Source organism: Gilliamella sp. LMG 34361 (assembly GCF_984569075.1).
Genome location: NZ_OZ474903.1, coordinates 1197049 through 1216561, shown reverse-complemented (window position 1 = coordinate 1216561; position 19513 = coordinate 1197049). Strand labels below are relative to the sequence as shown.

Below are 19513 nucleotides of genomic sequence, written 5' to 3'. Positions count from 1 at the left end.
CAAAAAAAGGCTTATACTTTTTAGTATAAGCCTTTTTTTTTATGCTACTTTATAAATCAAATATAACTTTAAAATATTAAGTGCGTCATTATTATATTTCAACTCATTATTAGCGCTTAAATGACGATATTTTTCTTTATTTAACTGCAAATTTTTAATTAATAATTCAACTTCTTTTCTAGTTGAGATATTAAGTATTTTCATAATATCTTTTATTGAATAATTAGAATTTGATGCTAAATTTAGAATAAGTTCATCATTTGCAGCTTGATTGTCAATTACAATTTTTTGCAATTTATTTAACTCAAATTTGTCAATTGAAATTTGACATCTTAATTTTAAAGAATTATTATCGAACATTATTTTGATCTCCTTTCGATATCGGTGGTTAAAATTACGAACCTTAGTTGTTGGCCCAACTAAGGTTTTTTTATGTAAATTTCATTACATAAACAAACTATAGACATAAAATAAAAAAGTGTCAACAAAGATTTTTAACTAAAAAAATGTAACAGGAGCAATAAATTAATAACAAATTGTTTTTATTTATTTTTTTATTAAAAGAAAACCGCCTATTCGGCGGTTATATAAATAATAGCTTTGTACTAAAATTTAACATTTCTAAACTACCTTCTCGGCAGTGCGGTTAAGTATAGAGTAATTACTCTAACATTACTAGCACGCATAACTCAGCTGATTATTTTCTATAAATATAGTTAAAAAAACACCTAATATTAAGTATACAATTTATTTCAGCATTGATAATTTCCTACCTTCTTAACCTCTATCTTTATAAAAACCAAAATAGGGATGAAAGCACCAGCGTGTTTTGCTATTCAGATTAATAGTACAAAATTCATTAGCTAGCCGATAATGATTTTTATCTGGAAAATATTCCGCTATTTGAGTAATCGCTTGTTCAACTGTATTAGTAAGCCATGGCTGTATCAATGGATTGGTAAATTGCCAATTATCATATTTAAAATTTTCGTTTTGTGGATCACCACAAAGTTCATTTGGCGTTTGCCAAGCGATTTCGGCATAACTAAATCGGTATTCGCCATTGTCATCAAGTTGGCAGATATACTCCTCTTGTGGTTGCTCTTGCAGCCTGAAAGGCGAGATTAACTGTAGATGGACACAATGGTGATGTGCCAAATCAGTTTGCCAATAACTGGTAACATAATTACTTTTGCGCGCATTGATTGGAAATAAATTTGCCATAACCTTATGTTCTAGTTCTGCTAATGTTAAGCCTGCTTGCGAATCAGTTATAATACGAGGAATTGCATTAATATTTTTTAATTGTTCTGACGTTATCAGTTGCTCAGTCTTATGTGTTTTTAACAAAAATAATGGTTCTTGTTCAAACCCCGGTTTAGTAAAGCAAGCGCTATTAACACCTAAATTGTTGCCGTTTTTCATCGCTTCTAAATTACTGCCTAGAATCGCCACATTGGCACTTTCGGCTATTTTTTCCGGTCTATGCCGCCAAACGCGTCCCACTAACTGAATAATTGAACGCATTGAAGATGGCTCAACAATTGCCCAATCATAATCATGGTCACGTCCAACTTCAGTAACCGGTGTGCCGATGACAATAAATATGTGATGTTGTTTATCACTGTCTTTTATTGCTGCACGTATTTCAGGTTGTTCAAATAATTTATTAGCATCACCACGGTTTAAAATTCTATCCAGTTTCTCTTCTAATTGACTGCGCAATAGTAGCAGTTGTCTGGCATGATAAACCACCAGATGAAATTGAACATTTGCCGGTAACTCAGTTTGCTGGTAGATTTGCTTAGTGAGCGTCATCACATCATCAATGTGCGCAAAGCGCATTAAACCGAGACTAATTTTTTTGTTGGTTTGCGGATCTTGTTGATGGTGCTGTAAATGAAAATGATAAGCTTGATCTAATAACTGTTGCGCCAATAGAGCATAGCCTAGATCTGAATTTTCTTTTTTTTGTAATGGGTAATTTAATAATTCTAAAATTTGTCCTCGACGACGAATTGTCCCTTGTTGCAACTTCGCTATTCTTTTTTCGATAAACTTCGTATGATGATGTTTAAAATTAACAGTATCAGCTATTTGTTCGACTGACTGCTGATATTCATCAAACCATCCACAAATAATCCCCTGATTAGATCTTCCTGTATTCTGATTCCAAATTTTGCGACCGGCTTGATAAGCATCAAATAAACCAGAAATAAGGTCTGGCGTTAAGGTGGCTGATGAGAGTAACACTTTACTGCCATAAAGCCCGGCTAAATGAACTAACCTTGCCAAAGCTGGTAAATCTCGCTGATCAAAATCATCCGGTTCATCTAAGATTAAATCAGCGGTAAGCAACCTTAAGGTAGGGGCAATATATTTGCCACCTCTGAGACATTCGCTAGCTTGCATTAAGTGATCAACAGTACATGTCACAATTGGCGCATAGATCAACTGACGGGCCTTACTGTTTTCGATAATGGTACCGAGTTCACAGTCAGCAATACCACTCTCTGCCACATCAATATATTCATCGACTAATGATTCTGTCGATTCACAACCAAGAGTTTCGGGATTAATCTCTTTATCTTTATCTTTATCTTTATCTTTATCATTTTCATTTTTATCAATTTCCGCTTGATTTTCTAACTCAAATAGGGTCTTTGTTGCCCGACCACCAACCAAAATAGCCAAATGTTCATCGGTCAAATGCAATCTTTCTCGTAATGCTTTACCAGTTTGTAAGGTTAATACTCGTAATCCTAAAGCAATCGTAAATCGTACCCCACGCTGTGGATTTGATAATGCATACATAATTCGCCCATTAGCTAAGGTTTTACCACAGCCGGTCGATGCCATATTGACGCCAAAAAAGCCATTATCATCACTTAATTGTTGATAACTTTTAGCTAAATCAAAAGCATGGTTTTGCCATTGAAAGCGTTTAATGGTAGTGCGTTGCGTAAATGGTTTATGCTGATTAATTGCTGGTAATTCAGTGTTGATTTTAGGTAGCAAGCGAGCAAAACGAGCGGCAAAATTAGCAACACCTAATAGATGATCATCTAATCGTTGATTGGCGTGCTGGCTTTTATTGGTATTGGCGATAAGAATATCTTTAACTTCTTCTGCTTCTTCATCATTGATTGATATTCTGGAATAGTTATGGTCAGCAACCATAAGGCTTAATCGTGATAGATGTAATAACAATGAATCAACACTGGTTAGTTGCATTAAAGGAGTGTGATGAATTGCCCTGCTTGCATAGCGACTTAATTTTTTAAGCCAAGATTGGCTTAGGGTTATATCACTTTTAAGTTGCCAAAAATCGGCGCTGTCTTCAATATTACTATTTCTAACCCAGTTTTCAACAGCAGTAAAAGTGCTAAAAAAACTTTTTAGTTTTAGACCAGATAGAAACATATCTCTCAGTAGCTTCTTATCTTTATCACCACCTAACGAAGTTTTTAAAAACGGCATACGATGGTGTGACACAATTAACCAGCCAATCCATTGGGCTAATAATGGTAATTGAGAGAGGTCATTATTCTCTGTGCTAGTAAGATCATGATGCCAATCTGGTTTAAGTTGTTGATAATCGGCAAAATTAGCTAAACGGGTTAAAACCTCTTGATTAGTGGTACAATCACGAATCATCAATAAGAATAACTGTAATGAAATCCACTCATGACGATACGGATCACCTGCTGGTCGACTTTTACGTAATTTATCTTGAAAACCGACTGTCGCTTTGCCCAAATCATGCAATAGCGCAGCAATGGTTGCGATAAGTTGGATAGATGTGGCATATTGCCAACTATTTTCACTATCATTGCGTAATATATTGCGCTTAGTACGATTAGTTGGCACTCGGCCTTGTTGATTAAATTGACTTTTATCGCCAACAATCCAGAGTAGATCGGTTAGATTTTTTCCATGCATCCAGTAACAAGCAAAAGCAGTATTTTTTCGTGCTGTTTTACGTAATAATTTATACAGTGTCTGTAAACCATCGGCAGTCATAGGCGTTTGCCAAGTTCGTTCACCACAACGTTCAGCAAACTGATCGATAATACGACGTGTCTGAGTTAATGCATTTTTCTTGCATTGGCTAACCAGTAAAATATTCATGTTCTATCTGCTATCTGCTTCAATGTATCAATAATCATATCCAGTGCACCTAACTGTGCAAATTGAGAAATACATGCCTGTCGGAACTCTTTTTCACTATCACCTTGTTTAGCTGATATAAAAGCTTGTGGTAACACAATGCCATCTTTAATAATATCAGCAGCATCAAATACTAACCCCCCACGTCTGGTTTTGCCATGTAATATAGCCAAACCATGTGGTAAGCCTAATACCCAACAAGCTGTTGCACCTAATCCATAAGCTAAATAATTACCATGATCTAGAAATTGGTTAGCAGGATCATAATGTTTGCCACGTGTACCTTGCTCACGTTTAAAATTATCATCTTGTAAAGTAAGTTGATTTGCCATGCCATAAAGGCGTTTGCTGATGCGCCCTTCAGCAGCTAACAATGCTTGACTTGTTGTAGCATCATTGAACTGTTTTTTAGCATCGTTTAATAGCGTAGTGAGTTGCTTATCGTCAACTTGCCAATCAAATTTCGGCCAACATTGCTGAATGATTTTGAGTCGCTGTTGTTGAAGGTTTTTCGCAGCTTGTAGGCGGAGATTATCGTCAAACCAGAATTGACACCAACTTTGCAGATATTCGGTTGCACGATATTCACTTTGCGGTGAAAAGAATTGGCAGGCAAATTCCGATTCTGTCGAGGAAAATAGAGGCGCTCCCCCTCCCCCACAAAAACCAATCATAACTCCTGCTCGAGAAAGTTCACGCACCGCAGCTTGAGTTAATGAAGTACCTGTACCAAGTAAAATACAGCTAGTATTAGCTATAGGAATATTCCAATATAATGACTGCTGCCCTTGATCGGTCACATATTCAACTCGACCACCATTGACTAAAACTCGACAATGCTCCAAATAATAGATATTTGCACGCTTGGAATGTAGAATCGTTTTAAGATCAGACGAATGAATCAAATCCATGATTATGAGAAAATAAATTCAATTTTTTAGATTATGACAAACTAACACTGTTTCAGGTAAAAAGCGAGTTTTTTAAATAATTATTTAAGAGATTTAATAAATGGTTTTATCGTCTATGCGGCGTTAAACTAACTGGGCGAACTGCAATATTAAATGCACTTTTTCTAAACCACCTATACGGCGTTAAACGGAATTGAAAAAGACGATAAATATTTTGAGTTTTTCTAAACCACCTATACGGCGTTAAACCGTTAATTATTCAATAAATTGCGTGTATCTGTTTTCTAAACCACCTATACGGCGTTAAACTTGCAGGTCTTTCGAAATATCCTCTGCCATCGTTTCTAAACCACCTATACGGCGTTAAACTAAATTACCGATTGACTATAAGATTTTTGGTATTTCTAAACCACCTATACGGCGTTAAACGGTCATTACTAAAAATAAAATTGGTGGATGTGTTTCTAAACCACCTATACGGCGTTAAACACAAATTTTAAAAAATATGGTGGACTGACGGATTTCTAAACCACCTATACGGCGTTAAACCCACTCTGGAGCAATCATCGCCCATATTTCACTTTCTAAACCACCTATACGGCGTTAAACGACTTGATAAGGTAAACCCCAACCTAAGCTGGTTTCTAAACCACCTATACGGCGTTAAACTAAAATCCTTTATCTTTGCGAGTGATTTTAGATTTCTAAACCACCTATACGGCGTTAAACAATGCAGCAAGATTTGAAGCTCAACGAGCTGTTTTCTAAACCACCTATACGGCGTTAAACAAAAAGATGACGACCTAGCAAGAAAAATGAGATTTCTAAACCACCTATACGGCGTTAAACGTAAAGCTTTCGGCGGGGTAGGTAAAGCAATCTTTCTAAACCACCTATACGGCGTTAAACATGCGTATCAACTACAATACTTTGTCCTGCTGTTTCTAAACCACCTATACGGCGTTAAACAACCACCAAAATAAGTTCTTTGTAACCCGTTATTTCTAAACCACCTATACGGCGTTAAACTCAACAAATCGGCGGCGCCCCGGTCACAGTGTTTTCTAAACCACCTATACGGCGTTAAACTTCTAGGGCGTTTTAGGGCGTTTTAGGGTGTTTTTCTAAACCACCTATACGGCGTTAAACAGTTATTAGGTGATTGTTTGCGGCTCGTTAATTTTCTAAACCACCTATACGGCGTTAAACTAGAAACCAATATAATATAATCATAGTTCAGATAAAGGTAAATGACAATTTTAATATAAAAACCCTTTTTTTACGGTTAATTTCAACTAATTGATTTTTATGAAATTATTTTTTTGCGTAAAAAAAGGGTTTATTATTGATTTAAAATATAGAATTTGGGAAATGCAAAAACCCCGTTCCTCAAAATTCTGGGGAACGGGATTTTTAATTGGCTAATGAATTCTTGGTTGTTAGCTTATTGATTTTACTAAAACTGGTTATAAATTTTATTAGCGATGATTAAAAGAAGTTTTCATAGATTAATTTGATGCTCATAATGGTTGAAACGGTGATTAACATTGGTCTTATTAATTTTCGTCCTTTAGCTATAACCATTTTTGCACCTAATCTTGCGCCGATAAATTGGCCAACTAACATAACTAAACCAATTGACCATACCACTTCGCCACCAGCAATAAAGAAGATTAATCCTGCTAGATTAGAGGTAAAGTTAAGTACCTTGGTATGGGCGGTTGCTTTAGTTAAATTAAATCCAGCCAGAGTAATATATGCGAGCGCATAGAATGATCCGGCGCCGGGGCCAAAAAATCCATCATAAAAACCGATAACCAGCGCAGGAATCAAAGCAAACTGTAAAATCGAAAGCCGACTATTACGATCACTATCTCCGATTGTTGGTGATAGTAGAAAATAAAGTCCTACGCTGATGGTTAATATTGGTAATAATAATTTTAAGAAATCCGCTTGTATATGCATGACTGATAATGTGCCAAGAGCGGACCCAATGAATGCACAAGCAATCGCCCATTTTTGCTGTTTTAAATCAACCATACGCTGGCGAATAAAATAGAAACTAGCAGAAAAAGAACCGCCACAACTTTGTAATTTATTAGTAGCTAACGCACTAGCTGGTGGTAATCCTACAGCCAGTAGTGCCGGTACCGTTAATAGTCCACCGCCACCAGCAATTGAATCAATAAAGCCTGCTAACGTCGCAATTAAAAAAAGTAAAGCCAGTAATTCGTAACTCATGATTATTTTACATCACTACATTGGGCCCGATAGCGAAGATAATGATCCATTAATACGATAGCGACCATTGCTTCAGCAATAGGCACTGCTCGAATACCGACACAAGGATCATGTCTACCATGGGTTGAAACTTCGACACTTTCGCCATTAATATTAATTGATTGTCCAGCAATTTCAATACTTGGGGTTGGTTTTAATGCTATGCTGCTAATGATAGTTTGACCCGAGCTAATTCCCCCCAAAATACCACCAGCATGATTTGATAAAAATCCTTGTGGGGTTATTTCGTCACGATTTTCACTACCACGTTTATTAACCGCAGCAAAACCATCACCAATTTCAACCCCTTTTACTGCATTAATGCTCATTAATGCATGGGCAAGATCAGCATCTAACTTATCAAAAACGGGCTCACCTAAACCTACTGGAACATTTTCAGCCACAATGCAGACTTTAGCGCCAACTGAATCACCCTCTTTTTTGAGCTGTCTTAATAGTTGATCAAGAGCCTCTAGTTTACTTTCATCTGGACAGAAAAAAGGATTTTGATCAACTTGTTGCCAATCATTTAATTGGCACTGGATATCACCCATTTGTGCTAAATAACCACGAATGGTAATACCTAACTTTTCATGTAAATATTTTTTAGCAATAGCACCTGCCGCAACACGCATGGCTGTTTCGCGTGCCGATGAGCGACCACCACCGCGATAATCCCGAATACCATATTTTTTTTGATAGGTATAATCGGCGTGACTCGGTCTAAAAATATCTTTTATTTTGCTGTAATCTTGTGAACGTTGGTCGGTGTTTTCAATTAATAATCCAATACTAGTACCAGTAGTCACACCTTCAAATACCCCGGAGAGGATTTTTACTTGATCAGCTTCTCGACGTTGCGTAGTGTAACGAGATGAACCAGGACGACGGCGATCAAGATCGTGTTGCATATCGGATTCGCTTAAATTCATCCCTGGTGGCACGCCATCAACAATGCAACCTAATGCAGTACCATGTGATTCACCAAAGGTTGTGACTTTAAATAATTTACCGATTGAATTTCCTGCCATAGTTCTTATTCCAATTTTTTATTTTATAGTTAATTTATTTAAAATAGTGCTGATAAGTCTTCAAGTCAGCCTGCGTAATTGCAAATACGCCAAATCCACCATGCTCAAAACTGATCCAGTTAAAGGGTACATCTGGATATTGTTGTTGTAAAGACACCCAGCTATTACCAACTTCACAGACTAATACACCATCAGGTGTTAGATAGTCACAAGCATCGTGTAAAATTCTTTTTGCTAAGTCTAATCCATCAAATCCTGCTTCAAGTGCTAATTTTGGCTCATATAAAAACTCGTCGGGAAGATCATTCATATCTTCATCATCGACATATGGAGGATTAGTCACAATTAGGTCATATTTTTTATTCTCTAATTGATTAAATAGATCGGATAAAATTGGTGTAACTTGATATTGCATATCATGCAATTCAATATTAGTTTGAGCGACATCTAACGCTTCTAATGAAATATCGGTAATATCAACTTGAGCATCAGGAAATGCATAAGCACAAGCAATACCAATACACCCACTACCAGTACAGAGATCTAAAATATTTTTTGGTTCACGACTAATTATATCTTTAAACTGATTATTAATCAGTTCACCAATAGGAGAACGTGGGATTAAGACCCGTTCATCAACGTAAAAACTATGACCACAGAACCAAGCTTGATTAGTTAGGTAAGGTGTAGGTAAGCGATCATTAATACGTTTGTTAATGATCTCATTTAATTGTTGTTTTTCATCACTAGTCAGATTTGCAGCATAAAACTCTGGAGGAATAAATAGTGATAAGCCTAGGGTAGCTAAAATAAGTTGTTTAGCTTCATCGATAGGGTTATCGGTGCCATGGCCTAAAAAGATATCCGATTGACTAAGTTGTGAAGTGGTCCAGCGTATATAATCCTGAACAGTGCGTAAGTTTTCCATAGTAACTCCGAAAGATCGTGGAGAGGAAGAGATTAATCGTCACGTCAGGTCATTAAAGCTGAGGTAAATGCCAAGACCATATTAATAGATTTTGTTGGCAATGCTAAAGAACCTAATGGCTCTTTCCTTCGATGACTGAATAAATATTTATGGCGGTGAGGAAGGGATTCGAACCCTTGATACGTTGCCGTATACACACTTTCCAGGCGTGCTCCTTCAACCACTCGGACACCTCACCTTAATTTAGCCCTGCTTTTTGAAAGCAGGGTGCATACTATAATTATCTGGACTTAATTAATCAAGTCTTAATTCATAAAAACGATAGTACCAAACGTAACAAATACAGATAAGATTAGAACAGTTGCAACTAAAGCATATTTTAAGTCAGTACACATAGTTTTTACTCCTTACTTGTGATTTTATTGTTATTCTATTGGTTTATCTAAAGAAAGAAATCCGTTTAGAGTTTTGCTTGCTTCAATACTTGGATAATTTGGTATTAAGTCAAGTAGGATTTCTACCGATTCATCTAAAAATGGGTCTGGCAGTTTATAATCTTTAGGTAGATCTTTTATATTTGCAATTGGCGCTAAACCAGCACGACTTAAGCGTTCGTTCATACGTTTTAGATCACGTTCATCGTTAGTTTTTTGTTCGGTTTCACGCGCTTTTTTGTTTAATGAGACAGTATATTTATCAACTTTTTTACTATTAAATTCTTTGATATCTTCTTCGATATAATTGAATTCAGGATTGTTAGCAATCCGCGCTTCATGTTGCGATTTTAAGTTGGCTAATAATGGTTTGATGTTGGCAACAGTTAAATAATCCGCCGAGCGAATTTTGTCCCACGGCATAGCATTATCTAAGAATCGTTCACCAGTTTCATCAATATATTGGCTTTTGGTCATTTCAATATCAGGATCAACACCTTTTAATTGGGTACTACCACCATTGATACGATAGAATTTTTGGACAGTGTATTGAGCACCACCAAGTTCAGGCCAGCTTGGGTGTAAGCGTGCATCAACTGGATATGAGATACCGCGTGATGTTTGTACAGTTCCTTTACCGTAGGTGGTTTCACCAACTATTACTGCGCGGCCATAATCTTGCATCGCTGCCGAGAAGATTTCTGATGCCGAAGCACTATAACGATTTATCATCACAACAATTGGGCCTGTATAATCAATGCCTTTATTTTTGTCGTCATAGGTAGTGATTTTTTGAAGGTTATCACGTACTTGTACCACTGGACCATTGTCAATAAATAATCCGGTTAACTCAATAACTTCAGCTAATGAACCACCACCATTATCGCGCAAATCAATAACTAAACCTTGTAATTTTTCGCTGTTGGCTTCTACTAGTAATGATTGAACTTTTTTGCTTAAACCTATATAAAAGCTTGGTATTTCAATAATACCAACTTTACCACGGCTATTGTTGATAACTTTTAATTTTGCTTCACGATCTTCAAAATGAATTTTGTCACGTTTGAGTTCAATAACTTTTGGTTTGCTGTTGTTACCGGCGGGTAAAATCTCTAATTTTACTACAGTATTTTTAGGACCGCGGATTTTGTCAACAATGTCGTCTAATCGCCAGCCAATTACATCTTCAATAGGAGAATTGCTTTGCCCTACCCCAATGATTTTATCGCCGACTGCTAATAATTTGCTTTTTTCAGCTGGGCCACCCGTTACAAATGACATGATCACAGTATAGTCATCTTGTTGGCTAAGTGTGGCTCCTATTCCTTCAAAAGATAGACTCATTTCAGAATCGAAATCGCGTTTTTTACGTGGCGCTAAATAGCTTGTATGCGGGTCAATTTCGCGAGCAAATGCGTTCATAAAGACTTGGAAACAATCTTCGTTATTTGATTGTACAATTGTTTTTAAGACGCGTTTATAACGTTTGGTTAACACTTCACGAATTTGACTTTCGTTTTTACCAGTTAATGCTAAATTTAGTTCATCATATTTAACCCGTTTATCCCAATAATCATCAAGCTGTTTTTCGGTAGTTGGCCATGCTAAATCTTCACGTTTGAAGTTGATTTCATCTTTAGCCGTAAAATCCATTGGACGCTGTAATACTTCAAGTGCATATTGATATCGGTTATAACGTTTTTGGAGAAACAGGTTGTAAATATCGTAAGCTGTTTTTAAATCACCATCACTTAGTTCTTGACCTAATTGTTCTTGATGAATACGAAATTTGTTTACATCATCTTGTAGAAAGATGGTTTTACTACCATCTAATAATTTGAAATAGCGATCAAAAATTTTAGCCGAGAATGCACCATCTAAGGAAAAATCACGATAATGTGATTGAGTAAAAAAGTTAGTTACGCGTTTAGCAACAACTTGATGGACTTCATCTTGTTTTAAAACTGGAATTTGTTCTGTTACCGGTGCTTTAGCCTGAGCCGTTGTACTAACAATACATAAAAGGAGACCGAGTTTAATAAAACCTTTCAGTAACTTATTCATATAAATTCTCTATCGATTAATAATATGCTCAGGTTTGACCGTTAGTTCCATTCCTGTTCCCACTTTAACTTTGATTTGTTCTTTTTCGATTGTGATAATTTGTCCTTTTACTGGTCTTTTACCTACAATGACTCTAACAAAATCACCTATTTTCAAAGCTCGAGGTTTTCGAAAAGGTTTAGAGGCCGCCTTACGTTTGAGTTTAGCTCTTTGTTTAGCTTGTTCTTTACTTTCTTTTAATTGTTGCTGAGCATGTTCCATCTGCTCTTTGGTGATTACCTCAGTTGCGTTACCGTCTAAGTCGACACGATTTGCACCCTCTTTTATGGAATATAGGTAACGCCACCCCATAGTATAGGCCCTAAGCGCGATACGAAGTTTGGTTTTGCTCAATAACTCACTATTATCAAGGCGGGAAATAATATCTTGAAAGATACCAATTTTTAAAGGCTTAGCCTCCCCTTCAATAGTGAAACAATTCGGAAATTGTTGGGCTAAAAAATTAATAATCTCTTTAGTATTTGTTAATTGAAACTGATTTTCCATTGATTAATCCATTGCTACTAAAATTTTCTGACGATAAAGTATATATCAGCTTGTACAATAACACTAATTATCTTTTTTCTGAATAAAAGAAATAAAATCCTTGATACCGTTTCGCATCAACCATGAACTAACAATTGCTTGTTCTTCCGTAGATAATTGTTCAAATGCAGTCATCCATAGTTGCAGTGGATCGATTGGCGAAACAACATAAGTAGCACTTTCTTCCTCTAGGTACAACGCTTTTTTAACATCTATTGATAAGCTACTTATATGATATTCAATTGCTTTACCACGAACACCAGAACGCTTACGAGAAGTCCAGTTTTCTAATCTCGCTTTACGATTTATACCTTGTGTTGTTGATGGCATCCCTGCAATGTTTAATAGTTCTTTTGGTGAGAACCACTCTTTCATTCTAATAGTCCTATTTTTAAGAAACAAGAAAAAAGTTATAGAAATTAAAGAAACTTTGATACAATAATAAGAAACTGCTTACCATTCGTATTTAAAGTTAAATTATTAACTTACTAGTTTAGATAACTAGGAAGCATAACATAGATATTTAAGGTTATAAACTAAGAAGGAAGAAAAAAATGGATATTAAATCTAATGACTGGCATAAAGCAGATATTATTGCCGCATTAAAAAAGAAAGGAACCACTCTTGCTGAATTATCTCGCCAATCTGGACTAAGTTCCTCTACACTTAGTAACGCACTTGTTAGACCTTGGACAAAAGGAGAATCAATTATCGCTGAGGCGCTTAATTTAAAACCTTCGCAAATTTGGCCAAGTCGTTATATTAATTCAGTAACAAGACAGCCAATTAAGCGCGTTTTGCGAAAAAATTCAGACACTACATCAACAAATTGTTGAATGATAATAATCGAGCCAATGCTATTAACAAACATATGGAAACATATAGAAACTTTTGGTTTTGTTTCTATATATTCCCTTTATTTTTATCTTTATTATTAATTTGGTTCATTTTTTATTTGCTTGATTTGTTTATTTTCATCAATGTTGATCCTATGCTATGATTAGACATCTCTTGATATTATTCATAATTTAACAGGCAATAACACATGAAAAATCTTAGTAAAATTTTGGTGCTTTTGTTTTCTATATTAGCATTATCTGCATGTTCACAAAAAAATTTTTTAGAGCAAGGTACACCACTTAGTCATGAGAAGGTAGATAAAATTGTTGAAGGTTCAACTACTGAAGTCCAACTTTTGCATATTTTTGGTGAACCCGCAAGTAAGGTCGTTCTCAATGCAAATGAATCAAAATGGACTTATACCTATTTGAGAAAGAGTTCAACGAATAACACAATATTTGGCGAAACGCAATACGATATTGTCGAAGGTACTTTAGAAGTGGTAATCAAACAAGGTGTTGTGACTTGGTTTAACTATTCCCAAAACAATAAACAAAAGAAGTGGTGATCGGCAGTTAATTTTTTAAGCACATCAATTAGATGTGCTATTTTATTTATTTGGTTAATGGCATTTCTTCTCGTTAAACCATCTATACTTAGATGGTTTATTTTTGTTCAGATTCCATCCATATATCCTATTCTGTTCTAGACAAAAATAACGATTAGGTTATACTCTATGCCGAAATTAACCAGACAATCGCTGCTTTGTTGTAGTCCTTTGCAAAAGGGAGACAAACAGAGGGGAGGAAAGTCCGGGCTCCATAGGGCAGAGTGCCAGGTAACGCCTGGGGGATTTTGGCGCGAGCTGAGATTCACGACTAGTGCAACAGAGAGTATACCGCCGATGGCTTAGTAATAAGATCAGGTAAGGGTGAAAGGGTGCGGTAAGAGCGCACCGCGCAACTGGTAACAGTTGTGGCACGGTAAACTCCACTCGGAGCAAGGTCAAATAGGGATTCATTGGCGCGGCCCGCGTTGAATCCGGGTAGACTGCTTGAGCTAATGCGTGAGCATTAGCCTAGAGGAATGATTGTCCACGACAGAACCCGGCTTATCGGTTAATTTCACCTTTTTACTTTTTTACAGACTCACTTTGCTTGCTTTTTATTACTTAACCAACGTTTTATCGCTAGCCAAATCGAAAAGATTAAACCCAACACCAATAAAAATACCGGTATTAACATCAATAACGACATGATCTGTTTTTCATAGGTTTTAAAGATCGGTGATAATCCAAATAAATAACCTAATGTGACGATTAAGAATATCCATAATGTTGCGCTGATCCAATTATAGATATGGAACTTACGGTTATGTAAACCGGATAATCCGGCCATCATTGGTAATAATGTGCGAACAAATGCAATAAATCGACCAATAAATAGCGCTTGTAAGCCATATTTGTGGAATAGCACTTCTGATTTACGATGATATTTTTCGGGTAAATGTGCCATCCAATTTTGCACAATTTTGGTATTACCAAGCCAGCGACCTTGGGCATAACCAAGCCAAGTACCGAATGCCGCACCAGCTATAAGAATTAAGTTAATAAGACCAAAATGAAAAACATCAAGACTAATTAATACCCCTGTTAGAAATAGTAAACTATCCCCTGGTAAGAAGGCAGCAGGTAAAACTCCATTTTCTAATAAGATGATAACAAATAGCATTCCATATAGTATCCATAACACATTCGGGTTCGAGAGTGTATCAATATCCATATGAACAAATGCTTGATAAAGTGTAATGATTGTATCCATTTAGCTTTCCCATTAATGTATTATTAGTGGCTAATAGTACCACCTACCGTTAAATTATTCACTTTTAAAGTCGGTTGTCCAACACCAACAGGGATGCTTTGCCCTGCTTTACCACAAACGCCAACACCTGAATCTAATTCTAAATCATTCCCTACCATTGAAATCTGTTGCATGGTTTCAATGCCCGAGCCAATGAGTGTTGCACCTTTAACCGGTGTAGTAATTTTACCTTTTTCAATTAAATAAGCTTCAGAGGTTGAAAAGACAAATTTACCTGAAGTTATATCAACTTGCCCACCGGCAAAGTTAGGGGCATATAGCCCGTAATCTACACTTTGAATGATCTCATCAAATGTCGATGTTCCCGCTAGCATATAGGTATTAGTCATCCTAGGCATTGGTAAACAAGCATATCCTTCACGACGACCATTGCCAGTCGAATGGCAATTCATTAATTTTGCATTAAGCTTGTCAAACATATAGCCTTTTAAAATGCCGTTTTCAATTAATACCGTTTTTTGACTTGGCGTACCTTCATCGTCAATAGAGAGTGAACCACGACGATTTTCAATTGTTCCATCATCAACAATAGTACATAGTTCTGAAGTAACTTGTTCGCCAATTTTTCCTGAAAATACTGAACTATTTTTACGATTGAAGTCCCCTTCTAATCCATGCCCCACTGCTTCATGCAGCAGTACTCCCGGCCAACCTGCGCCTAGAACAACTGGCATGGTGCCGGCTGGAGCTGCTTTAGCTGAGAGTAAGACTAACGCTTGACGCACTGCATCTCGAGTATAACTATCTACATGACTTTCCCCTGTTTTGGAATTCGTCATTAAAAAGTAATCATAACCAAAACGACCACCGCCACCACTGCCACCTCGTTCTCGTTTACCATCTTGTTCAACAAGGACGGATACCGATAAGCGAACCAAAGGTCGAACATCAGCACATAAGGTGCCATCAGTCCCTGCGATTAGAATATCTTCATAACTACCAGTTAAACTTGCTGATACTTCAATCACTCTTGGATCAATTGAGCGTGCTAACTTATCGACTTGATGTAATAAGGCAATTTTTTGGTCCTGCGCAAAACTGTTTATCGGGTTAATTGAAGGATACATCATGATATTGTTAGCCGATTTAAATGGCGTAACTGCAACTGGTGTTTGCTGTTTAGTGATTGAGTTTGCGGCAAGTACACTTTGTTCTAATCTAGCCAATGAAAGCTGGTCGGTATAGGCAAATCCAGTTTTTTCACCAATAATTGCCCTTACGCCAACACCTTGATCACGATGAAAAGAGGCATTTTTAATGATACTATCTTCAAGTGACCAGCTTTCGTAATAACCTGATAAAAAGTATAAATCACCAAAATCAATTTGCCTTGAACTAAGCATATCAAGCAAATTTGCTATATCTTGTTGATTTAAGTTATTTGGATTGAGTAACCGTTCACCTACTTGAGCTACGTTCATAAATTCCTTAATCTAATGATGATAAATATAAAAAGAGTTATTATTTTTAATTAATTAGTTTTTATTACATAAGTACTACATCATATTGTTCTTGTATATAAAGCGGTTCAACTTTAACTTCGACACGTTTACCAACAAACACTTCAACTTCAGCTAAGGCATGAGATTCGTCAATAGTTAATGCATTAGCCACTGCCGCTGAGGCATAAACCAAGAAGTATTCTGAGCGATGAGCTTTGTATATACGTACGATTTCACGGAGTATTTCGTTACAAACTGTTTCAACCGATTTAACAATTCCACGACCTTTACAAGATGGACATTCTTCACAAAGAATATGACCAATACTTTCACGAGTACGCTTACGTGTCATTTCAACTAATCCTAAGCCAGAGAAATTATTCACTGATGTTCGTGCTCGGTCTTTAGCTACAAAATCTTGTAATGATTGCAATACACGTTCGCGATGGATATCTTCTTGCATATCGATAAAATCGATAATGATAATGCCACCTAAATTACGTAATCGTAATTGGCGAGCAATTGCAATGGTTGCTTCTATATTAGTGTTGAAAATAGTTTCTTCTAAGTTACGATGACCAACAAATGCACCAGTATTAATATCAATGGTTGTCATGGCTTCGGTTTGATCGATAATTAAATAGCCACCCGATTTTAATTTAACTTTACGATCTAGTGCGCGTTGAATTTCGTTTTCAATATCATACAAATCGAAAATTGGGATATTACCGCGATAATGGGATAGTTTGTTAGTAACTTCCGGCATAAACTCCTGCGTAAACTCGATCAATAAATCATAAGTAAGTTTGGAGTCAACTAAAATCCGTTCGATAGGGTCACCAACAAAATCTCGTAATACACGCTGAGATAAAGCAAGTTCACCATAAATTAAATATTTGCTAATAGGACGCGCCATGCGTTCTTGAATTTTTGCCCATAACCGTTTTAAAAAGTTAGCATCTTGCTCAAGTTCATGAGCATTTGCGCCTTCGGCTGCGGTTCTGACAATAAAACCACTTTCATCGGTGACATATTGTTCAACGATTCTTTTAAGTCGTTCACGCTCTTCCTCCGATTCAATTCGTTGGGAAGTTGCAACATGAGCAGAATTTGGGCCGGGCATTAATACTAAATAGCGTGATGGTAATGTTATATCTGTAGTCAGTCTGGCACCTTTAGTCCCTAAAGGATCTTTGACGACTTGCACCATTAAATCTTGACCTTGGCGGACTAATTCAGAAATGTCTTTAACTTGGAACTGTTCTTGTTCGGTATCTGATACACACTCAGTATGCGGCATGATGTCCGAGGCGTGCAAAAACGCAGCTTTTTCAAGACCGATGTCTACAAATGCCGCCTGCATACCCGGTAAGATTCGAATCACTTTACCTTTGTAGATATTACCCACAATTCCACGGCGTGATTCGCGGTCTACGTGGATTTCTTGTAATATTCCATCTTCAATATATGCCACCCGCGTTTCAGATGGCGTAACATTCATTAATAATTCAACAGACATAATGATTCCTTATTAATTGACAGCTAAGTTCCGTCTTATTAGTCGTAAGGATAAATAAATCACTATCCATAATAACCCATCAATTAAACTAGATACTAAAATTAAAGGTGAAATCGTTATGGTATGATAAATGCTAACTTGAAATAAAAATACTAATAAATTATAACAAAGTGAAACGGCAAAAATGATAATTGATTGTTGCCATAAAGCTAAATTGCGAATCAATTGAAATTTAAATATTAGCAAATAAGCCACGCATGAGAATATAAAAGCGTGAATGCCTAAAAGCGATCCTGAAAATAGGTCTAGAACGATGCCTAATAAAAATGCCACCCCCATACCAATTCGGTGCGGCAGCGCAATTAACCAATAAGCCATAATTAACATTAATAAATGTGGCTTAAATATATTATATTCAGGCGACCAAGGTATGATTTGTACACATAAGCCAATTAGCAATGTTAACCAAATAACCAGTACACTAATTCGATTACTCCCCCTCATGTTTTACTCCTTGATCGCCCCATAATAACAATAAATAACGTAATCGTTTCAAATCTGCAGTTGGTGTGGCAGAAATAATAGGAGTGGAATCGCTAATATCAAGTTTAACTGAGCTTACAACAGCCACTGGATACCCTTCTGGGAAACGGCCATCAAGTCCAGAGGTGACTAAAACATCACCAACTTTGATATCAACATTATTAGGTAAAAAATCAAGCGTTAAATCGTTACTGCATCCATTACCCACAGCCACCATGGAAATATCATTTCTTAGTACTTGTACAGGGATTGCATGCTGATAATCGCAAACTAATATCGCTCGACTGGTCGCTTGAGCGGTTTGATAAATTTGCCCAACAATCCCTTTTTCATCTACTACTGGCTGACCAACATATACTCCATCATTTTTACCTTTATTAATTACCACTTGGTAAACATAAGGATCGGTATCAGCTAATAATACTTGTGCAGCCATTTTATGTTCATCGTGTCTTAAAGGTGAATCTAATAACCCTCTCAAGCGTGAGTTTTCATGTTTTAAATATTCAAGTAATAGTAAATCATTTTTTTGTTGCATTAATTTTTCTTGCAGTTTTGTATTTTCTTTAATTAATGCTTCTTGCGATTTCGACATCTCATAGAGTGAATCAAATGATGATTTTGGTACATTTGAAACATAATAAAGTGGTGAAATTATAGTATCTAAATAATAACGAATTTCTTTAAAAGGACGATAATTAATGTCTAGCACTATTAACGTCAAGGCGAGTGCTAGTGATATAAATAATTGAACACTCAGAGGCGAACGTTTAGAAAAAATTAATTTCATTGTTCAATATTTACCTGTTATATACCTAGAATTTAACTATTTTAAGATATGACTCCGCCGACAACGTCGGCGGGAAAAATGGAATATTTGTTACTT

17 protein-coding genes, 1 tRNA gene, 1 other RNA gene and 1 CRISPR repeat array are annotated in these 19513 nt (G+C 36.3%); of the genes, 3 read left to right on the top strand and 16 right to left on the bottom strand.

Annotated elements, in window-relative coordinates; all coding sequences use genetic code 11:
• Positions 1-39: 39 nt before the first annotated feature.
• The 11 genes from AC5LXI_RS05905 to AC5LXI_RS05855 form a co-directional block, all read right to left on the bottom strand.
• Positions 40-360 (bottom strand): hypothetical protein, encoded by a 321-nt coding sequence (locus AC5LXI_RS05905; protein ID WP_493443946.1) that lies wholly within the window; start codon positions 358-360, stop codon positions 40-42.
• 417 nt (positions 361-777) lie between these two features.
• Positions 778-4131, bottom strand: a complete 3354-nt coding sequence (gene cas3f, locus AC5LXI_RS05900; protein WP_493443945.1) for a type I-F CRISPR-associated helicase Cas3f — start codon at positions 4129-4131, stop codon at positions 778-780.
• Complete coding sequence (cas1f, locus tag AC5LXI_RS05895) at positions 4128-5081, bottom strand: type I-F CRISPR-associated endonuclease Cas1f (RefSeq protein ID WP_493443944.1); 954 nt, start codon at positions 5079-5081, stop codon at positions 4128-4130. Before cas1f ends, cas3f begins: the two co-directional genes overlap by 4 nt.
• 161 nt (positions 5082-5242) lie before the next feature.
• Positions 5243-6290: a CRISPR direct-repeat array (repeat unit 28 nt; unit sequence TTTCTAAACCACCTATACGGCGTTAAAC).
• Positions 6291-6569: 279 nt separating this feature from the next.
• A complete protein-coding gene (locus AC5LXI_RS05890) occupies positions 6570-7322 on the bottom strand; it encodes a TSUP family transporter (RefSeq protein ID WP_198214884.1) in 753 nt (250 codons plus the stop codon).
• 2 nt (positions 7323-7324) lie between these two features.
• Positions 7325-8392, bottom strand: coding sequence for a chorismate synthase (gene aroC / locus AC5LXI_RS05885; RefSeq protein ID WP_086363025.1), 1068 nt, complete (start codon positions 8390-8392; stop codon positions 7325-7327).
• Positions 8393-8426: 34 nt separating this feature from the next.
• A complete protein-coding gene (gene prmB, locus AC5LXI_RS05880) occupies positions 8427-9320 on the bottom strand; it encodes a 50S ribosomal protein L3 N(5)-glutamine methyltransferase (protein ID WP_493443943.1) in 894 nt (297 codons plus the stop codon).
• Positions 9321-9470: 150 nt separating this feature from the next.
• Positions 9471-9558 (bottom strand) — tRNA-Ser (locus tag AC5LXI_RS05875).
• A 67-nt stretch (positions 9559-9625) separates the two neighbouring features.
• A complete protein-coding gene (gene cydH, locus AC5LXI_RS05870) occupies positions 9626-9715 on the bottom strand; it encodes a cytochrome bd-I oxidase subunit CydH (RefSeq protein WP_493443942.1) in 90 nt (29 codons plus the stop codon).
• Positions 9716-9745: 30 nt separating this feature from the next.
• A complete protein-coding gene (prc, locus tag AC5LXI_RS05865; RefSeq protein WP_493443941.1) occupies positions 9746-11818 on the bottom strand; it encodes a carboxy terminal-processing peptidase in 2073 nt (690 codons plus the stop codon).
• Positions 11819-11827: 9 nt separating this feature from the next.
• Positions 11828-12364, bottom strand: coding sequence for an RNA chaperone ProQ (proQ, locus tag AC5LXI_RS05860; RefSeq protein WP_493443940.1), 537 nt, complete (start codon positions 12362-12364; stop codon positions 11828-11830).
• Positions 12365-12427: 63 nt separating this feature from the next.
• Positions 12428-12778: a DNA-binding protein gene (locus tag AC5LXI_RS05855; RefSeq protein ID WP_493443939.1), complete on the bottom strand. Its 351-nt coding sequence runs from the start codon at positions 12776-12778 to the stop codon at positions 12428-12430.
• Between the two features lie 179 nt (positions 12779-12957).
• Between AC5LXI_RS05855 and AC5LXI_RS05850 the strand changes: the two genes are divergently transcribed.
• From AC5LXI_RS05850 to rnpB, 3 genes are all read left to right on the top strand, one after another.
• Positions 12958-13239 (top strand): helix-turn-helix domain-containing protein, encoded by a 282-nt coding sequence (locus AC5LXI_RS05850; RefSeq protein ID WP_493443938.1) that lies wholly within the window; start codon positions 12958-12960, stop codon positions 13237-13239.
• A gap of 209 nt (positions 13240-13448) precedes the next feature.
• Complete coding sequence (locus tag AC5LXI_RS05845) at positions 13449-13811, top strand: hypothetical protein (RefSeq protein WP_493443937.1); 363 nt, start codon at positions 13449-13451, stop codon at positions 13809-13811.
• A gap of 173 nt (positions 13812-13984) precedes the next feature.
• Positions 13985-14373: RNase P RNA component class A (gene rnpB, locus AC5LXI_RS05840), an RNA gene on the top strand.
• A gap of 18 nt (positions 14374-14391) precedes the next feature.
• Here the strand turns inward: rnpB and AC5LXI_RS05835 are convergent.
• From AC5LXI_RS05835 to mreC, 5 genes are all read right to left on the bottom strand, one after another.
• The gene (locus AC5LXI_RS05835) at positions 14392-15063 is read right to left on the bottom strand and encodes a DedA family protein (RefSeq protein WP_493443936.1); all 672 of its coding nucleotides are present in this window, start codon (positions 15061-15063) and stop codon (positions 14392-14394) included.
• Between the two features lie 23 nt (positions 15064-15086).
• Positions 15087-16544 (bottom strand): metalloprotease TldD, encoded by a 1458-nt coding sequence (tldD, locus tag AC5LXI_RS05830; RefSeq protein WP_493443935.1) that lies wholly within the window; start codon positions 16542-16544, stop codon positions 15087-15089.
• Between the two features lie 64 nt (positions 16545-16608).
• A complete protein-coding gene (gene rng, locus AC5LXI_RS05825) occupies positions 16609-18084 on the bottom strand; it encodes a ribonuclease G (protein WP_493443934.1) in 1476 nt (491 codons plus the stop codon).
• A gap of 12 nt (positions 18085-18096) precedes the next feature.
• Positions 18097-18588: a rod shape-determining protein MreD gene (gene mreD / locus AC5LXI_RS05820; RefSeq protein ID WP_493443933.1), complete on the bottom strand. Its 492-nt coding sequence runs from the start codon at positions 18586-18588 to the stop codon at positions 18097-18099.
• Positions 18575-19417: a rod shape-determining protein MreC gene (gene mreC, locus AC5LXI_RS05815; RefSeq protein WP_493443932.1), complete on the bottom strand. Its 843-nt coding sequence runs from the start codon at positions 19415-19417 to the stop codon at positions 18575-18577. Before mreC ends, mreD begins: the two co-directional genes overlap by 14 nt.
• Positions 19418-19513: the final 96 nt, after the last annotated feature.